This window comes from Microcoleus sp. Pol11C3, from assembly GCF_036701485.1.
Lineage (GTDB): Bacteria > Cyanobacteriota > Cyanobacteriia > Cyanobacteriales > Microcoleaceae > Microcoleus.
This window is the reverse complement of the sequence record NZ_JAUBQW010000145.1, coordinates 1-15,181: the sequence shown is the minus strand read 5'-3', so window position 1 is coordinate 15,181 and position 15,181 is coordinate 1. Positions and strand designations below refer to the sequence as shown.

The window sequence follows — 15,181 nt, the reverse complement described above, 5'->3', positions numbered from 1 at the left end:
CATCGGCTCTCGTTCCTCGTTGGGAACGTGCATGAGTTCTGGTTAAACAAGCGTAATACTCCAGTCTCATCTAAAAAGACTAGATTTTTTGGGTCGATATCCTTGACTTTTTCCCAATACTCTAACCTTAATTTCATGACTCTTTCAGTGCCGGCTTGGCTACTTCTCACTGTTTTTTTTTACGATTTAATCCCAACTTTTGTAAGGCGTTACACATGGCTGTTTTACCCACCCAATTTCCCGTATTCTGGGAAAATAACTCACACAATTCTAGCAAAGTGGCATCGGGATGTGCGGCCACTATTTCTTTCAAAGAAGCTGTGGAATTCTTCAAATGACTGTATCTCGGTTTACCCCTAGGTTTCGGCTGTAAATTCCCCTCTATTTTTTGTTGCTTGACCAGTTTTTGAACTAAGCTTTTACTGACAGAAAATATCGCTGCTGTTTTTCTGATCGACAGCTTCTGCTCTTGATGGGCTGCTACTATTTTTGTTCGTAAATCTACTGAATATGGTTTCATTGGTGTATTTTTTTTATCTATTCTTATTGTACCTCATAACACCCGGAAGTGCTGTAAGTTTTCTTGAATATGCGATCGCATATGCACCTCAAAACGATTAGTTACGATGTGTTTACTTTTTTACTTTTTACTTGTGAGCACCCATAATTCACAAGAAACTTTTAAATTTCAACCATATAATACTTCTTCTACAGGCGGCGTGGCGTCTGTGGGGTCGAACTGTTTGATTTTCAAAGCTTGTAGCAAAAACAGCCAGATATAAAGCGGATTCAAAAAAACATACCGCTGCCAAAGGCGTCGAGGTTCCTTCATCATCCGAAACAGCCATTCCAAACCTATCTTAGATAAAAACTCAGGAGATTTAGCCAAATTACCCGCATGAAAATCGTAAGCAGCACCTACAGCAATCAGTGGCATTGATAACTCGTCCCGGTATTCATAAGCCCAGACTTCTTGTCGCGGACATCCCAAACCGACAAAAGTAATTGCTGCACCGCTGTTGCGGATTCGCTGCGCAATTTCTTGTTTTTCTTGGGCCGAAACGTGCCTAAATTTAGAAGGCTGAGTTCCAGCGATAATTAACTTGGGAAAACGTTGGCAAAGATTGTGAGATAACGCCTCCAGTACAGAAGATTGAGACCCGTACAAATAGATAGATAATCCTTCTTCTGCCGCACGTTCGCAGATTTGTAACATCGCATTCGGCCCACAAACTCGATCGGGCAATTCCGTATTGTAGAGCAAATTTAACGCCCACCTCACAGGCTGTCCGTCTGGCAATACTAAGTCAAAGTGATTAATCCGATAGCGATGAGTGCTGTCAAGAACCCCAGTCATTACACCGTGAACCGCTAGAGCCGAAACACACATTGGTTTTCCGGCGCTGGCTGCTGCAATAATTTTGCTAACAGCCGCTTCATAATTAACGGCATTTACTAATATGCCGAGTACATTCTTTTTCCCTTTATCAATCATAGAAGACCTCTTTAAGCCAACGCTCGCGGTTACACTCATAAATCTCCTGTAGGATTTGTTTAACTTTGTATTTCCTCGTTTCCCCAAATTTCCAGCACATTCTTTTTTCCCAGCTCAATCATCCGACCCTTCTTTCAGCCAACGCTCGCGGTTACATTCATAAATCTCCTGTAGGATTTGTTTAACGTTATATTTCATTTTCCAGTTAGGATAGTGACTGGAAAATTTTGAATTGTCGCTAATCCACCAAATGTGATCGCCAATGCGATTCCCTTCAGCATAAGTCCAATTAAATTTGCGTTCCGCAATTGCCTCGCACATCTGGATGGCTTCTAACATCGAACAATTGCTGTATCTGCCTCCTCCTGTATTATAAACTTGGGCGCTTCTGGGAGCCTTATAAAATTCATAAAATGCCGAAATTAAATCCGCGCTATGAATGTTATCGCGGACTTGCTTGCCTTTGTAGCCAAACACGGTGTAAGGAGTTCCCGTCACGGCGCACTTCATCAAGTATGCAAGGAAGCCGTGCAACTGAGCTCCCGAGTGATTTGGTCCCGTCAGGCAGCCACCACGAAAACAAGCGGTGTTCATATTAAAATATCGACCGTATTCTTGAACTAAAATATCAGCAGCTACCTTAGAAGCACCAAACAAACTGTGCAGGCACTGGTCGATCGACATATCTTCCCGAATGCCGCTTTCGTAAGTGTGACCCGATTCAATTTCCCATCTGTGTTCTAATTCAATTAAAGGCAATTTGTTGGGTGTATCGCCGTATACTTTATTGGTCGAAGTGAAAATGAAAACCGCTTTAGGACAGTACAAGCGAGTTACTTCTAGAAGATTGATAGTACCGTTGGCATTGACTGTAAAATCTATTTTCGGAGCACGGGAAGCCCAATCATGGCTGGGCTGGGCTGCTGTGTGAATTACTAATTCGATTGACTCGCCGTACCGCTGAAAGATATTGGTAATCGCTTCATAGTCGCGAATGTCCACATCTAAGTGATAATACTTGGTACCCAAGGACTTTTCGAGCAGTTGGCGGTTCCAGTTTGTTGAACCATCAGCACCAAAAAAGAACTGGCGCATATTATTGTCGATGCCAACTATATCTAAGCCTTGATTGGCAAAGAACTTACACGCCTCAGAGCCAATTAAACCCGCCGATCCAGTAATGATTGCAACGCCCACGTTTCACCGCCTGAAAAAATATAGTTTTCTTTGTTTTGCCTGATCGAACCCATCAGAATTTATCCTGATTTTCCCTTGACTATATCTTCGCACAATTGAGCAAAGAATTTACCTTTCACATCCCAATCATATACTTCCCTGACGCGCGTTTGACCCGATCGACCCAAGCGCGATCGCAATTCACGATCTTGGGCTAAACACACTATAGCTTCTGCTAGACCTTGCACAGTGCGCTCTGGGTCAGTAGCAGCCACTTTAATCCCCGTTTGATCCGTCACTTGAGTAGCCGGTCCCCCCAAATCCAAACAAATCGTGGGACGGCCAATCCCCATCATTTCCGTGCAAACAAAACCACCAGAGTCATGCAAACTCGGATGGAGGAGAACGTGAGACTCCCCCATTTTAGAAAGAGTTTCAGGGCGAGATAAAGTTCCCCAAAAAAATACTTTATTTGCCAGTCCCAATTGTGTTGCCAAAGCTTCCAAGCGCTGCCTTTCCGGCCCGTCTCCCACAATCCAGTATTCGGATTGTTCCAGCTTCGCCTCCGCAAATGCACGGAGTCCCAAGTGCACCCCTTTCCAGTGTAAGAGACGACCGACACTGATGAATCTAATTGATTGCTCCGGCGGGGTAGGAAATTGCTCGAGTTCTTGAATTTCCTGCTGCGACAAACCGACTTGTGAGAAAATATTCACATTTTTTGCTTTGAGAAATCGCAGTCTGGCTGCGGTTTCTTCCGTAGTTGCCAGCGCCACGGCACTGCGGCGCGCCGTCAAACCCACAAACGGATCGCGTTCTCCTACGCTTTGAGCCAATGCCCGCAGCGTTTCGTAAATTTTTCCCCGGCGGCTAAAATCTTGCCAAAAAGCCTTTGGTGCTGCTTCTGCACCCCCCACAGGCCCCCAAATAAAAGGATGTGGCAACAGCGCCAAGAAACTGGGAGACCAATGTTTGACATAAGTTACGTGATGTACTATGTCAAAACCGATTTCGCGATCGAGCTTCCGAGCGATAAAATAAGCCCAGATTTGCCACAGATAGTAGTGAAGTTGCAGCAATCCTTGTTTCCCCTTCCAATCTTCGCTCCACCCAAACGGATCGAAATAAACAAAGTGCAGATTTGGTACTGGGTTCCGATCTAATTCTGCTTCAATGTACGATCGACAAAACGTGCGAGTAAATACCCAACTTTCGTGATGTTTAGCAGATTGGATAACAGTATTCCATCCTACTCCCTCTTCGGAGCCGAGATTCGGTTCGCAAGCAAACGCAGATAATAAAACTTTCATGGCTAAGTGGTAATTGCTAATTGATAATTGCTAATTTTTCCCTCTTCCCTCTTCCATCCCTCCGTTAAATCATTTAAAAAATCCGTTGCCGAACTTGGTTCACCTATTCTCCATCAAAAAAGATGTAACTTCGACGTAAGCTTTAGCTGCTGTTTCTGGCGTTTTTTGAGAAATTATCTGTCGTGAACGCTCTCCCATCGACTCAATCAAATCAGGATTATCTAGAAAAATTTGCATTTTATCCGCTAACTCTTGAGCACTGCTAGGGTCGAAAATATAACCGTTCTCGCCTGACATAATTAACTCACAGGAAGCTGCACCATTTGAACACAATACTGCTTTTCCCAACACCATCGCTTCCGGTACAACCATACCCCATACATCCTCAAAAGTAGGAAACACAAAAATATCAGCTTGCTGAAAATAAGCACCTAAATTTCCATATTCTACCCATCCCGCCCACGTTACTTGCTCTTCAAAATCGCACTCTTTAATAAATGCTTCCAGTTCTTCCCGCTGATCTCCCTTGCCTATAATCAACAGCGAATAATCAACATAACCTTGATTTTTAAGAATAGCGCAAGCTTCTAAAAGCGTTTTAATTCCCTTTCTAGCCGTTATGCGCCCTACATAGAGAAAAATCGGGCGTTTCAACTGCAAGTTTGGTGGCTGAGTTTGATCCAATCGTTTCAGCAAAGCTCCCGCATCAGGTACGAGATAGGTTCGGGTAAAAATTTTGTCCTCCGGTACGTTGAGAACTTCCATCAGATATTTTTTACCCGCATTGCTATTGGCAACAAAAGCATCGGCAAACCGCACAAGGATGCGGCGCACAAATGTCCTAAAACTGGAATCTCGAAAGTCTGTATTTGGGGAACTACCATCGTAAATAATCGCAATTTTCCACCTCAGTAGGGGTTTTAAAAACGCAACAATTACAGTCCACAAAGAGAAAGCTTGGGGAAAGACCACATGAGGTCTAAATTTTAGCAAATAGCCGATAATACTAGGCGATACTACAATGAATCCGCGATCGTATCCTGTTTCTATCTTTTCCGTCTCGACAAATTTAGTCTCCCCTACCAACTGAATTGTCGATGCTCCCGGCAGCGTAGGATCGAACCCCGGCCAAACACGACCTGTATAAAATACAGTATGCTTAAAATTTTTCGTAAATTCCCTCAAAACAGGCTGCCAGTAAGCTCCCAGTTCCACTTCCGGGACAAGCCAAGCAATGCGGAGTTCATTTCTATCAACCATCCTATTCACCTTGAGTTTTGTTTTTAGTCAATCCCAGTTTACTCAACACTGAAAGCCAAACTAACCTGCGATAAGGTAGCAGCCAATAAATTGGCCACAACCAGCCACCATGTCGTTGAGTAAATACTTTCCACTCTTGAGCCGGTTGCAGGGTAGTATCTTTGAATGATAAACCTTTCGGTTGGCTCATTTTATCCAATCCTTCGCTTAAATTCTCAGCAGCCGTTTTGGTAACCTGGGGGTTGAGGGAACAAGTACCTACATAGCCCGGAGCAATCCAAACTGTACATCCTTTCTGTCTGGCTCGTAAACCATAATCCCAATCCCCAATATAATGGACAAAAGCCGGATCGAGGTTGCCGACAATTTGCACAACACTGCGGGGCATTAATACGCAGTTACCGTGCATAGTATCGCAAATCTGAGACTCTTTTGTTGGTTCGAGGACACCATATCGGAAGGGGTGCAAAGCGTTATTTCGCACCACACCGCCGTAAGTTGTTTGACCAGTTTCTGGGTCACAGGTAGAACCGCCAACGATTGCTTTTGTTTCTCCTTTTTCTGATAACTTGTGACTGGTTTCTAGCAAGACACTTACTGTTTCTGGATAAATAAGAGTATCATCATTTAACCAGAGGTAGTAGTCAGGATCATCTTTCATTGCTTCGCTGAAAGCCCCACGCATTCCCCCGTTCCAAAATAGGTTCCCATCGCCGGAAAAAATCTTGACTTGAGGATAGGTTTGACGGACTGCATCGCTGGTTCCGTCCGTGCTGGCATCATCGACTAGATAGGCTAAAATATCAACATCGGCTGGAAGTACCTGTTTAAAAAGGGCCTCTAGGCAAGCCAATGTTTTTTGTTTGCGATTGAAGCAAGTTAAAAGGGTGGCGATTTTAGTACGGTTCATTATTCTCAATTGGGTAGTTTTTAGCCATAGCCAGGTAAAATTTACTACTTAAAATTAGATTTTTACTTGCGAGTTGACATAACCTCGTTAAAAATAGACAAATAGCGATTTGCTTGTATGTCTAAGGTAAATTCTTGTTCCACTTTCTGGCGGGCGCGAACACAAAGTTTTTGATGCCGATGGGGATTTTCTAAAACCCAAGCAATTCCTTGTGCTAAGTCTTCTGTTTCATAAGGTTTAGCTAAATAGCCATTTGAGCAGTGTTCGATCAGATCGGGCAGTCCCCCAATATTAAATGCGACGCTGGGGATGCCGCAAGCAAGGGCTTCCATGACTGTATTTGGCAAGTTATCTATCACGGAAGGGGCGACAAAAATATCTGCTGCTGCATAAACAGTGGCTAGGGAAATATCATCTGCAAGTCTCCCCAAATAGTGAGTTTTAAAACCAAGTTCAATGGGATTTTCTGGTTCCGAAGAGCCAAAAACCAGCAACTCTATCCTCTCTTTCCAGCCTGATTTACTGAGGCTTTGTAAAGCGGGTACGAGCAAGTTAAATCCTTTCCAGCGATCACCCGTTCCACCTGCACTTCCAAATAGTACAATTTGTTTATCTTGAGGTAAATTCAGAATTTCTCGCGCCCATTGACGATTTATGGGTTTATACTTTTGAGAATTGATGCCATTAGGAATTACTTCAACTCTAAAATCTTTGAATAAAGAACTAGAATTAGCGTATTTAGCTAACCAAACACTAGGGCTAACCAGAGTTAGGTTAAGCTTTTTCCAAGCTTTAGCTTTCCGCTGCCACACCGACCGCGACAGATCCGACTCTTTATTACTGTGAAGTTGCGGACAGCTACCACAAGATTGAGTGTAGCGATCGCAATCTTCACTATAATGACATCCACCTGTAAAAGGCCACATATCATGCAGCGTCCAGACTAAGGGTTGATTAAACTTCGGAATACTTTCTACTTGTAAATAACCTCCACAAACCCAGTGCAAATTAATAATATCAGGTTTTAGTTTGGCAACTTGACCAGGGAGAGAATCGGGCAGCCATTCCGTAGAAAATATAACTGGGTTTCTCTCAGGGTAAAATCGCAAGGGTGCGTTATATAAAGTTGAAATAATCTTGTCAAACTTATTCGCAATAATATTCTGTGACGAAATTACATTGCGAGCGCCACTACTCTTATTTTTCACCAGCATTTGCGAAGACACACCAATCGCCTGCAAACCTTGGTGCAGTCGATAAGCGGCGCGAGCCGCCCCCCCTTCAGTATCAGAAGTATTGAGAACTAAAACCTTCATTTCTCCTGCCTATCATAATAGATTCCTAACTGACTTTACCTAATTTTTATCAACAGTTTATTGACTTTTGTTTGTACCTTTCTTAACAACAGCGGATCGTAATCAAATAAAGTTTTTTGTGTAAAATTATCTGCTTGCGTATCCCTAATTGCAAAAGGCGGGTGTTTCATCGGAAATATTATAGCTTCTACAGCCATATTACTATAAGGACTGTTGACATCTTCCGTATTAGTTCCCCCTACAGCATGTCCGATATTAGAAGCTAAATTAAGATTCGCAAGAATATTCATACCATTTTGAATAAAGCTAGCAAATGTCCACGGAAAAGCCCAACTCTGTAATTTTATTTCATAACAAAGCTGAAAAATATTTTTCCAAACTTTTACAGCATGGGAGTCTCCCTGTACATCCCTCAAAAAATTACCATCACGAATTTCTGGCCACAGCTTCATATCTAAATCATAGTGCTGCCATGCTCGCCTCCAACTCGCCCAAGTCCAGCAGTGATTGTAGCGAAAAAAGTAGTAACTATAATCAGTTATTTTCCGCCCCAATTGAACATTTTGACCAGAAATTGACAGAATCCGCTGGTCGTCTCGGTAACGCTCAAGCAATTCTTCAGCGAAGCGGAAAAATGTAGGATGAGGGAGACAGTCCTCCTCAAGAATCATTGCCTCTTCAACCATATCAAATACCCAATTCAAACCGCTAGAAACCCGCTGCAAACAACCCAAATTTACGTCAGCGTAATTTTTCAGAACTTCGCAGTCCCAATCTACTTGGTCAATAATAGCTCTGCTGGCAGCACATTCTTGATCTTCTCCAGGCCTATCGGGACGTGGGCCGTCAGCAATTACTAGCAATTTGGGGGGTTTTGCCTGACGAATTGCCTCAAATACTCTAGCCGTTGTATCTGGACGTTTGAAGATTATAAAAGCGACGGGTGTTTGGATTTTGTAATTGGACATTTCTTAAACTCTACTTAATTGTTTTAATTATACCTGGCTTTCCACAATCGTATAGAGGGTATTGTGACTTGGCTTCCAGCGATCCTTGAGTTGGGCTATGGCTGCGTACCAGTAGCCCATCAGAGTCGCAAAACTTAGCCGTCCCAGTCCCTCCATCGTATCTTCTCTGAGCGTCCAAATTCTATCCTAAGCTGTTGTGCATTTAAACTGTGATATAAGCATTACCTTGGTTTTTAATTTTTTTCCCCATTTAATAATCAACTCTCCTTCATTTAAGAGACGATGTAATAAATATTCTAGTTCTTCAATTGATGTGAAAAGTCGATTGATAATATATTCCTTTGTAGAATGCCCGACTAATTCAATTAAGTTATAGTCGGGACTATATTCCGGGAAAACTTCTAAATGAAGATTAGGCATTTCTGTTTCAATTTTTTTCATGCACTCTTCTTTCTTATGAAAACTAGCATGATCGAGAACGATCACTCTTTTCGCTCGCTTCTCCCTAAAGTCTGATGCTTGATTCCCGGCTTCTATAGCAATCCTAAATGATTATACTCGTTACCAGGAAGAGCCTGGTAACGCAGATCCGGAGGAAGAGCCTCCATAGTCTGGGCCGAGGCAGAGCAAGAGTGACCTTGGTTTCCAGGCAGAGCTTGGGAACCAGTTAACCAGTTATTGAAACTGATGCGAGGATTGCTATACCCATTCATAAATTAGTTCTTGAGAAAGTATTTTTAGGACTTTATAGAAATTATCTGAATCGCCTTTACTTATAGACTCTACAAACCTTTTTTTATCTGATAGACTTTCTAGTTTATCTGGGTATCCATGAATGCAGTCTTTTAGACACTTTATTTACTGAACAACCCACAAATTCAGCAGTTTTATTTTGTATTTTTCCGTCATTGAGCAATAAGAAAATCAGAATTTTTTCTCTAATATCTCCATTTTCTTCCCTTTTTAAGGCTTTCTGTAGTTTCTCTATTTGTTCTCCATTGAGATGATTCTTCGCTGGCTTTTTTGTACTGATTGACTAAATTAAGTTTCCATTATACCCTATTTAAGGGTACAACAGCTTAGTAAAAAGGGTGAAGTTGACAAGATAAGTTGCTGGCCCCGCCTTAACATTTTGCGACTTGCTCTTTTCTAGTACTCTACAACATCTGAATTAACAACATCAGCAGTCATCTGGGATTTAAACTTAGACCAATTCAGCACCATCACAGCCGCTATGAATGCCAGTGTATCAGTTTTAGTCTGATAAGGCAAAAATCTATAGCGAAAAGATGCCATTCTAGGATCGCGTTCCTGGTATAAAACATCTTGGGCAAAGTTTCCCCACCGTTCATCTATTAAATCAATGGTCATACCCGCATGACCAGAAGGCAGCAGCATATTAGATCCATGAAGACCAATTACTAACCGACTTTCTGAATAAAAACGGCATATTTCCTTTTCAATTTTTTCATTAAAACTATCCACCCTGTAATCTTCAATCCATTCTGGGAACTTAGTTTTTGTACCCAGACCAGCCACAGCAAATTTTGCTTCTGGTACTTGCAACCTGATTTTCTCAAATAACTGCTGAATTTTCAAATTTTGCATTGGCAATGCCATTTGTCGTAGATTTAGCTTTCTCAAAACTCGGAACAGCAAGCGGTTAACTAATAAACGATCTTCCCGCCAAATAAAAGTAATTCTTGTTTCGGGTTCCTCAAAGTTGTGTTTGGGAACTCTCGTAAACTGCGTGATGTCGAACTGACTGGGATGAGAATGGGCTTCGCTGACATAAACTTCATCAAAGCGTTTAGTTTCTTCCTCAACAAACTCGGCGAAGCTGGGATAGTAATTTTGACCATTTTTTAATGAAATAGGTACTGTCCAGACTTCGGCAACTCCATCTGGAACCATCCACCTTAAAAAATTAGGAACTATCACAACTAACCCGCACTCCGAGTTGCATTCTAAGTGCTTTTGTGCATTTAGCAATTTGAGCAGAGAGTGACCATAAAGATGATCGATACAGTTTAAGATAATTGCCCGATTGCAGGGTTTAAAAATTTCCTTGACTATCTCAAGTTTATCTGGTTGAGGATTTTGGAGTGAATTGAGTAATGGTTTGCCTAACCATTCTTTTCTGTAAGCAACCGCCGCAAAAACTTCTTCTTTGATTAAATTAACTTGAAGGTAGTTGTTCACTCCATGACCTACTCTCAAATCGTCGATGATTTCGCTGCCACATCCCTGGCACTTAGAGTCCAGAACAATATGTATCCCTTGCCAAAAAACATTTTTTGGGCTGAGTTCGGTCCCGCAACAGGGGCAATTCGAGCGTTGTTCGATGTTAGGTTTAATTTGAATCATTTTACTAATGCTCTAATTCTACAAGCAGCCTGGTATAAGTTAAGAGAACGCCAGATCATTTTTCCAAAGGGGCGCAATTCCTTAATCAAGAAATTGACTAATATAATCACGTAAAAATAAGTGATTAGAGTAGCCGTAGTTGCACCAAAAGCTCCATACTTAGGAATCAGCAGCAAGTTTAACCCCACATTTAAAATAGAGCCAACCACGGTCAAGTAAAGACTGTAACGCAACTGACCTTCTATCGTAAAGTATGTGTTCCGCGCCACCCCAAAGTTACTACCAAATTGTGCCCAAACATAGATTGACAACACTGCTGCTGACTTAGCATACTTTTCACCGTAAAGCAGATGCACGATCAACGGCGAAAATAATGAGATGGGAATAGCTACTCCTAACCAGAAAAATATCATTATATCTGAATAAATTTGAAATTTGTTTAGATATTCTTCATAATTGCTTTTTCTCAAACTTGTTAACTTGGGAAAAATAGAGCTAGATAGGATCATTGGCAAGAAGTCACAGATTTCCGCAATTTTTACGGCAGCAGCGTAATAGCCCAGTTCTGCATTTTTGTTCATAGCGCCGAGCATAATCTGATCGGTTTTTGAGTACAGATAAACTGCCAATCCTGACAAGATAATCGGCCAACTTTCCAAAAGTAATTCCTTGGACCGATCCCAACTGAATCGCCACAGCTTAATTTTATTGCCAGTGAGCCGATAAAAATATACATAAGCGATTCCTATCATTGCCACTTCTATTAGGCGAATCCAGGCGAAAGCAATGAGGGGAAACTTAAATGTAACTAGCCCAATTCTGACAGCAGCAACGAAAAAAGATACCGAATTTTTCGCTAAAACTGTATATTTTGACTGCACTTGGGACTGAAACCAAAAATTAATCGCTTCAAAAGCATTAAAAATAGTTCCGGCGGCGATGATTCCTACTAACCAGCGAGTTAGGCTTTCATTAGGCTTAAGTAGGGAAATCACGGTGACAGTTAATACCAAAGTGATTATACCGCCAATAAATTGTAGTCCGAAGGCTGTTCCCAGCGTCTCATTTTTACATTCCGGGTTGCGAGCAATATCGCGGATGACGATTCTGCCCAAACCCATTGATGCCACCGCGCTAAATAGCGATACAAAGGCCAAGGCGTAGTTGAGTAAGCCAAATTGATCTGGTCCTAAATAGCGAGCCACCCAAAGGCCTACGACTAAACCCAAACCCATCTGTAAGATTTGGTCAGTGAACAGCCAAGCTATGTTGCTTAGTGCCTGGCGCACACCCGGACCAAGCTTTTGACCTATACCAGCCAACTTGTCTAACATCGGCAATTTTAAATTGTTACAAAATAAAAATACACTTTTTGAACTTTTTGCAATCTAGCCAGAGTAGTAATGATTTATAGTCTATCATAAGACTAGCACTTATACAGGATTTACACCAATTACCCTAACTACAACTTTTACCACTATGTATTCTAAAATTTCAAATACTATACGATTCGTTTAACCTAAACGAGTATTATTACTCATTGTAGGTTAGTTTAGCTCATTTGCTAGAACAACTGATGAGATTTGTAGGTGGGGTTTAACCCAACTCCTATCCCTACAAATGCAAAGGTGAAAGCATAATCCCTAGTTTACTGGGTATGATCCACTATCCTAAAGCAGGATTAAAAGGCAGAACTGAACTACTCAGAGCCAAACTTGCTAAATGTTGAGCAAGCAGTCTAGGTGTAGCGAAAGCAAAAAGGATGATAAGTTGGAGTTTAATATATGAAAACACCTGTGGCTTTTTTTGGATTTAATCGCCCTCATACAACAGAGAGGGTATTTGCAGCGATTCGGGAAGTTAAACCGCCTAAACTTCTACTCGTGGTTGATGGACCACGCTCTGATAAGCCAGAGGAAGCTGAAAAATGTGCTGAGGTAAGAGCCATAATAGAAAAAGTGGACTGGGATTGTCAAGTTTATAAAAATTATGCTGAGGCTAATATGGGCTGTAAGCACAGGGTAGCTAGTGGGTTAGATTGGGTATTTAATACAGTAGAAGAAGCAATTATTGTGGAAGATGATTGCTTGCCAAATCCATCTTTTTTTCAATTTTGTGAAGAAATGCTGGATTTATATAGAAATGAACCCAGGGTAATGATGATTAGTGGGACTAATTATTTAGAGGAATGGAAATCCGATCGGCAAAGTTATCATTTTTCTTATTATGGAGGTATTTGGGGCTGGGCTTCTTGGCAGAGGGCCTGGCAATTTTATGATATTAATATGCAGGCTTGGATCAATCCTGACGTGAAAACAAAAATTAAAGCTATACTGGCTGATGAGGCTCAGTATAAAATTAGAGCGCGGGATTTGGAAAATACTTTTCAGGGTAAGGTAGATACGTGGGATTTTCAATGGAGTTTTGCTCGCTTGGCTCAAGGGGGCTTGTCGATCGTGCCTTGTGTCAATTTGGTGGCTAATTTAGGTTTTGGGTTAGGGGCTACTCATACTGGAACTCTCAATAAAGAAATAGCAGAAATGAAACAATTAGATTTAAGGTTTCCTCTTGAAATCAATGATAATCTGAGGGGTGATCGAGAGTACGATCGATTAATGTTTGAAAAACTATTTATCAGTCATGAGAGTTTGATTAATAAAGTGATCAAACACTTAAAAAAACTCCCTGATAAACTCTGGTTAAAATGATTTTTGCCAATCATAATGAAATGCACTGATACGAAATGTCACTGTCAACTTACTCAACTTAAGGAAAAATAGGCTATGAAAACTATCTCAGTCTTGGATACCTCAATCTGTAGCTCTAATTTAGGAGACCAGATCATTATGGATGCAGTGAATAGCATTTTATATGAGATGTTTCCCGATAGACTATTTATTAATTTTCCTACCCATGACGTCATATCGAGTGATTCTTACCGCTTGATGAGTAAAAGCAGTTTAATTTTGGTCGGTGGCACTAATTTATTGTCTTCTAACATGAACTCCTATAATCAATGGAAGGTCAGTTTAATGGACTCTCTATTTATTACAGATATTACGCTAATGGGTGTGGGATGGTGGCAATACCAAAATCAGCCTAATTTATATACCAAAACTTTGTATAAACGGCTATTAAGTAAAAAATATCTGCACTCCGTGAGAGACAGTTACACAGAAAAACAGCTAAAATCGATCGGTATTAATAATGTAATTAATACTGCTTGTCCTACTATGTGGAAATTAACAGAGGAACATTGTGTCCAAATTCCTAAATGTAAAGCAGAGTCAGTATTAGTTACTTTTACTGAGTATAATCAAAATCCTAGTTTTGATAAGCAGTTAGTGGAATTACTGAAACAGGAATATAAGTTAATTTATTACTGGACGCAACAGCCCAAAGATTATCAGTACATGAAAGATATATGTGGCGAGGCAGCGATTTATCTTAATCCTAGCTTATCAGCTTTAGATATGGCTTTGTCTCAGTATGCGGTTGATTATGTAGGGACACGATTACACGCTGGGATTAGAGCTTTACAATATAAAAGGAGAAGTTTAATTCTGTCAGTGGATAATCGCGCTACAGAAATTTCTAAAGATACTAATTTGCCAGTCGTACAAAGAGATGATTTAAACAGTGTGGCTAATTGGATTAATGCTAAAGAACAAACTTTAGTAAAAATCCCTTTAACAGCCATTAATGAATGGAAAAAGCAATTTTTAGCGACTGTCAATAATTATTAGCTAACCTGTTACGTATTTAAACTGTATATTCTAGCAAGAAAGGACGCTGACACTGCAAGGATTTCACGGTTACCCAATAACCTATTTAGATCAATAGTTCGGACAGTTTTTTAAGTAGCTAGACAAAATTAATTACATAGTTTTTTCCAAATTTTTTCAGGATTTTTTCCACAGATGTAACAAAAGTTCCCCAACTCTTATAAGCAGATATCTCAATCCATTCATACTTAATAAACCGCCATTTAATTTCAATTAAATTTAATTCAGGAGAGTAAGAAGGCAACTCAAAAAGAGTAATATTACGTTGTTTCCACTCTTCAATTTTGTCAACAATAGCATCACTGGTATGAATAGAAGCTTGATCTGTGACAATTACCGTTGGCTTATGTACTGCGGGGAAAAAAGCATCAATACAGGCAATAACTACATCTGAATTAATACTTTGAGATGAAATATAAGTTTCAAGATGGTTATTTCGATTCATGATTCCTAGTACATTCATTCGCTGACTACGACGACTAGGAGTTGTTAAATATTCTCCGATATCCTGCCAGCCATCATTGGTGACAAGTTAAGGCTCAAAGCCAGTTGTCAAGGGGATTTTCGGAGGTAGCTCAAAGAAAAAAGGTTCTC

The 15,181-nt window shown here is 40.8% G+C and carries 14 protein-coding genes and 1 pseudogene; 2 read left to right on the top strand and 13 right to left on the bottom strand.

Annotated elements, in window-relative coordinates; all coding sequences use genetic code 11:
- Positions 1–166: 166 nt before the first annotated feature.
- The 12 genes from QUA40_RS23920 to QUA40_RS23865 form a co-directional block, all read right to left on the bottom strand.
- Complete coding sequence (locus QUA40_RS23920; protein WP_333130507.1) at positions 167–520, bottom strand: IS630 transposase-related protein; 354 nt, start codon at positions 518–520, stop codon at positions 167–169.
- A 168-nt stretch (positions 521–688) separates the two neighbouring features.
- Positions 689–1,534, bottom strand: a complete 846-nt coding sequence (locus QUA40_RS23915; protein ID WP_333130505.1) for a WecB/TagA/CpsF family glycosyltransferase — start codon at positions 1,532–1,534, stop codon at positions 689–691.
- 75 nt (positions 1,535–1,609) lie between these two features.
- Entirely contained in the window at positions 1,610–2,692 is a 1,083-nt protein-coding gene (locus QUA40_RS23910) for an NAD-dependent epimerase/dehydratase family protein (protein ID WP_333130503.1), read from the bottom strand.
- A 59-nt stretch (positions 2,693–2,751) separates the two neighbouring features.
- Entirely contained in the window at positions 2,752–3,981 is a 1,230-nt protein-coding gene (locus tag QUA40_RS23905; RefSeq protein WP_333130501.1) for a glycosyltransferase, read from the bottom strand.
- 99 nt (positions 3,982–4,080) lie between these two features.
- A complete protein-coding gene (locus tag QUA40_RS23900; RefSeq protein ID WP_333130499.1) occupies positions 4,081–5,241 on the bottom strand; it encodes a glycosyltransferase family 4 protein in 1,161 nt (386 codons plus the stop codon).
- Position 5,242: 1 nt separating this feature from the next.
- Entirely contained in the window at positions 5,243–6,151 is a 909-nt protein-coding gene (locus QUA40_RS23895; protein ID WP_333130497.1) for a glycosyltransferase family 2 protein, read from the bottom strand.
- A 62-nt stretch (positions 6,152–6,213) separates the two neighbouring features.
- Entirely contained in the window at positions 6,214–7,467 is a 1,254-nt protein-coding gene (locus tag QUA40_RS23890; RefSeq protein ID WP_333130495.1) for a glycosyltransferase family 4 protein, read from the bottom strand.
- Between the two features lie 35 nt (positions 7,468–7,502).
- Positions 7,503–8,435: a glycosyltransferase family 2 protein gene (locus QUA40_RS23885; protein ID WP_333130493.1), complete on the bottom strand. Its 933-nt coding sequence runs from the start codon at positions 8,433–8,435 to the stop codon at positions 7,503–7,505.
- Positions 8,436–8,462: 27 nt separating this feature from the next.
- Entirely contained in the window at positions 8,463–8,591 is a 129-nt protein-coding gene (locus QUA40_RS23880; protein ID WP_333130491.1) for a hypothetical protein, read from the bottom strand.
- A 30-nt stretch (positions 8,592–8,621) separates the two neighbouring features.
- Entirely contained in the window at positions 8,622–8,921 is a 300-nt protein-coding gene (locus tag QUA40_RS23875) for a transposase (RefSeq protein ID WP_445301188.1), read from the bottom strand.
- A 663-nt stretch (positions 8,922–9,584) separates the two neighbouring features.
- Positions 9,585–10,802 carry a hypothetical protein gene (locus QUA40_RS23870; protein ID WP_333130489.1) on the bottom strand — a complete coding sequence of 406 codons (1,218 nt, stop codon included), beginning with the start codon at positions 10,800–10,802 and terminating at the stop codon, positions 9,585–9,587.
- Positions 10,799–12,136 carry a flippase gene (locus QUA40_RS23865; protein WP_333130487.1) on the bottom strand — a complete coding sequence of 446 codons (1,338 nt, stop codon included), beginning with the start codon at positions 12,134–12,136 and terminating at the stop codon, positions 10,799–10,801. Before QUA40_RS23865 ends, QUA40_RS23870 begins: the two co-directional genes overlap by 4 nt.
- A gap of 450 nt (positions 12,137–12,586) precedes the next feature.
- Here QUA40_RS23865 and QUA40_RS23860 point away from each other — a divergent pair, with 450 nt between their 5' ends.
- Together QUA40_RS23860 and QUA40_RS23855 are read left to right on the top strand one after the other, a co-directional pair.
- Complete coding sequence (locus QUA40_RS23860; RefSeq protein WP_333130485.1) at positions 12,587–13,510, top strand: glycosyltransferase family 2 protein; 924 nt, start codon at positions 12,587–12,589, stop codon at positions 13,508–13,510.
- Between the two features lie 75 nt (positions 13,511–13,585).
- Entirely contained in the window at positions 13,586–14,548 is a 963-nt protein-coding gene (locus QUA40_RS23855; protein WP_333130483.1) for a polysaccharide pyruvyl transferase family protein, read from the top strand.
- A 118-nt stretch (positions 14,549–14,666) separates the two neighbouring features.
- Here the strand turns inward: QUA40_RS23855 and QUA40_RS23850 are convergent.
- A pseudogene (locus QUA40_RS23850) lies at positions 14,667–15,095 on the bottom strand (transposase); the annotation flags it as partial.
- Positions 15,096–15,181 lie beyond the last annotated feature (86 nt).

What these genes read in the sequence shown, in the direction of transcription:
- QUA40_RS23905 (WP_333130501.1), bottom strand. Translation starts at nt 3,981, where the DNA reads ATGAAAGTTTTATTATCTGCGTTTGCTTGCGAACCGAATCTCGGCTCC.
- QUA40_RS23870 (WP_333130489.1), bottom strand. Translation starts at nt 10,802, where the DNA reads ATGATTCAAATTAAACCTAACATCGAACAACGCTCGAATTGCCCCTGT.
- QUA40_RS23915 (WP_333130505.1), bottom strand. Translation starts at nt 1,534, where the DNA reads ATGAGTGTAACCGCGAGCGTTGGCTTAAAGAGGTCTTCTATGATTGAT.
- QUA40_RS23890 (WP_333130495.1), bottom strand. Translation starts at nt 7,467, where the DNA reads ATGAAGGTTTTAGTTCTCAATACTTCTGATACTGAAGGGGGGGCGGCT.
- QUA40_RS23900 (WP_333130499.1), bottom strand. Translation starts at nt 5,241, where the DNA reads ATGGTTGATAGAAATGAACTCCGCATTGCTTGGCTTGTCCCGGAAGTG.
- QUA40_RS23920 (WP_333130507.1), bottom strand. Translation starts at nt 520, where the DNA reads ATGAAACCATATTCAGTAGATTTACGAACAAAAATAGTAGCAGCCCAT.
- QUA40_RS23860 (WP_333130485.1), top strand. Translation starts at nt 12,587, where the DNA reads ATGAAAACACCTGTGGCTTTTTTTGGATTTAATCGCCCTCATACAACA.
- QUA40_RS23885 (WP_333130493.1), bottom strand. Translation starts at nt 8,435, where the DNA reads ATGTCCAATTACAAAATCCAAACACCCGTCGCTTTTATAATCTTCAAA.
- QUA40_RS23880 (WP_333130491.1), bottom strand. Translation starts at nt 8,591, where the DNA reads ATGGAGGGACTGGGACGGCTAAGTTTTGCGACTCTGATGGGCTACTGG.
- QUA40_RS23855 (WP_333130483.1), top strand. Translation starts at nt 13,586, where the DNA reads ATGAAAACTATCTCAGTCTTGGATACCTCAATCTGTAGCTCTAATTTA.
- QUA40_RS23895 (WP_333130497.1), bottom strand. Translation starts at nt 6,151, where the DNA reads ATGAACCGTACTAAAATCGCCACCCTTTTAACTTGCTTCAATCGCAAA.
- QUA40_RS23865 (WP_333130487.1), bottom strand. Translation starts at nt 12,136, where the DNA reads ATGTTAGACAAGTTGGCTGGTATAGGTCAAAAGCTTGGTCCGGGTGTG.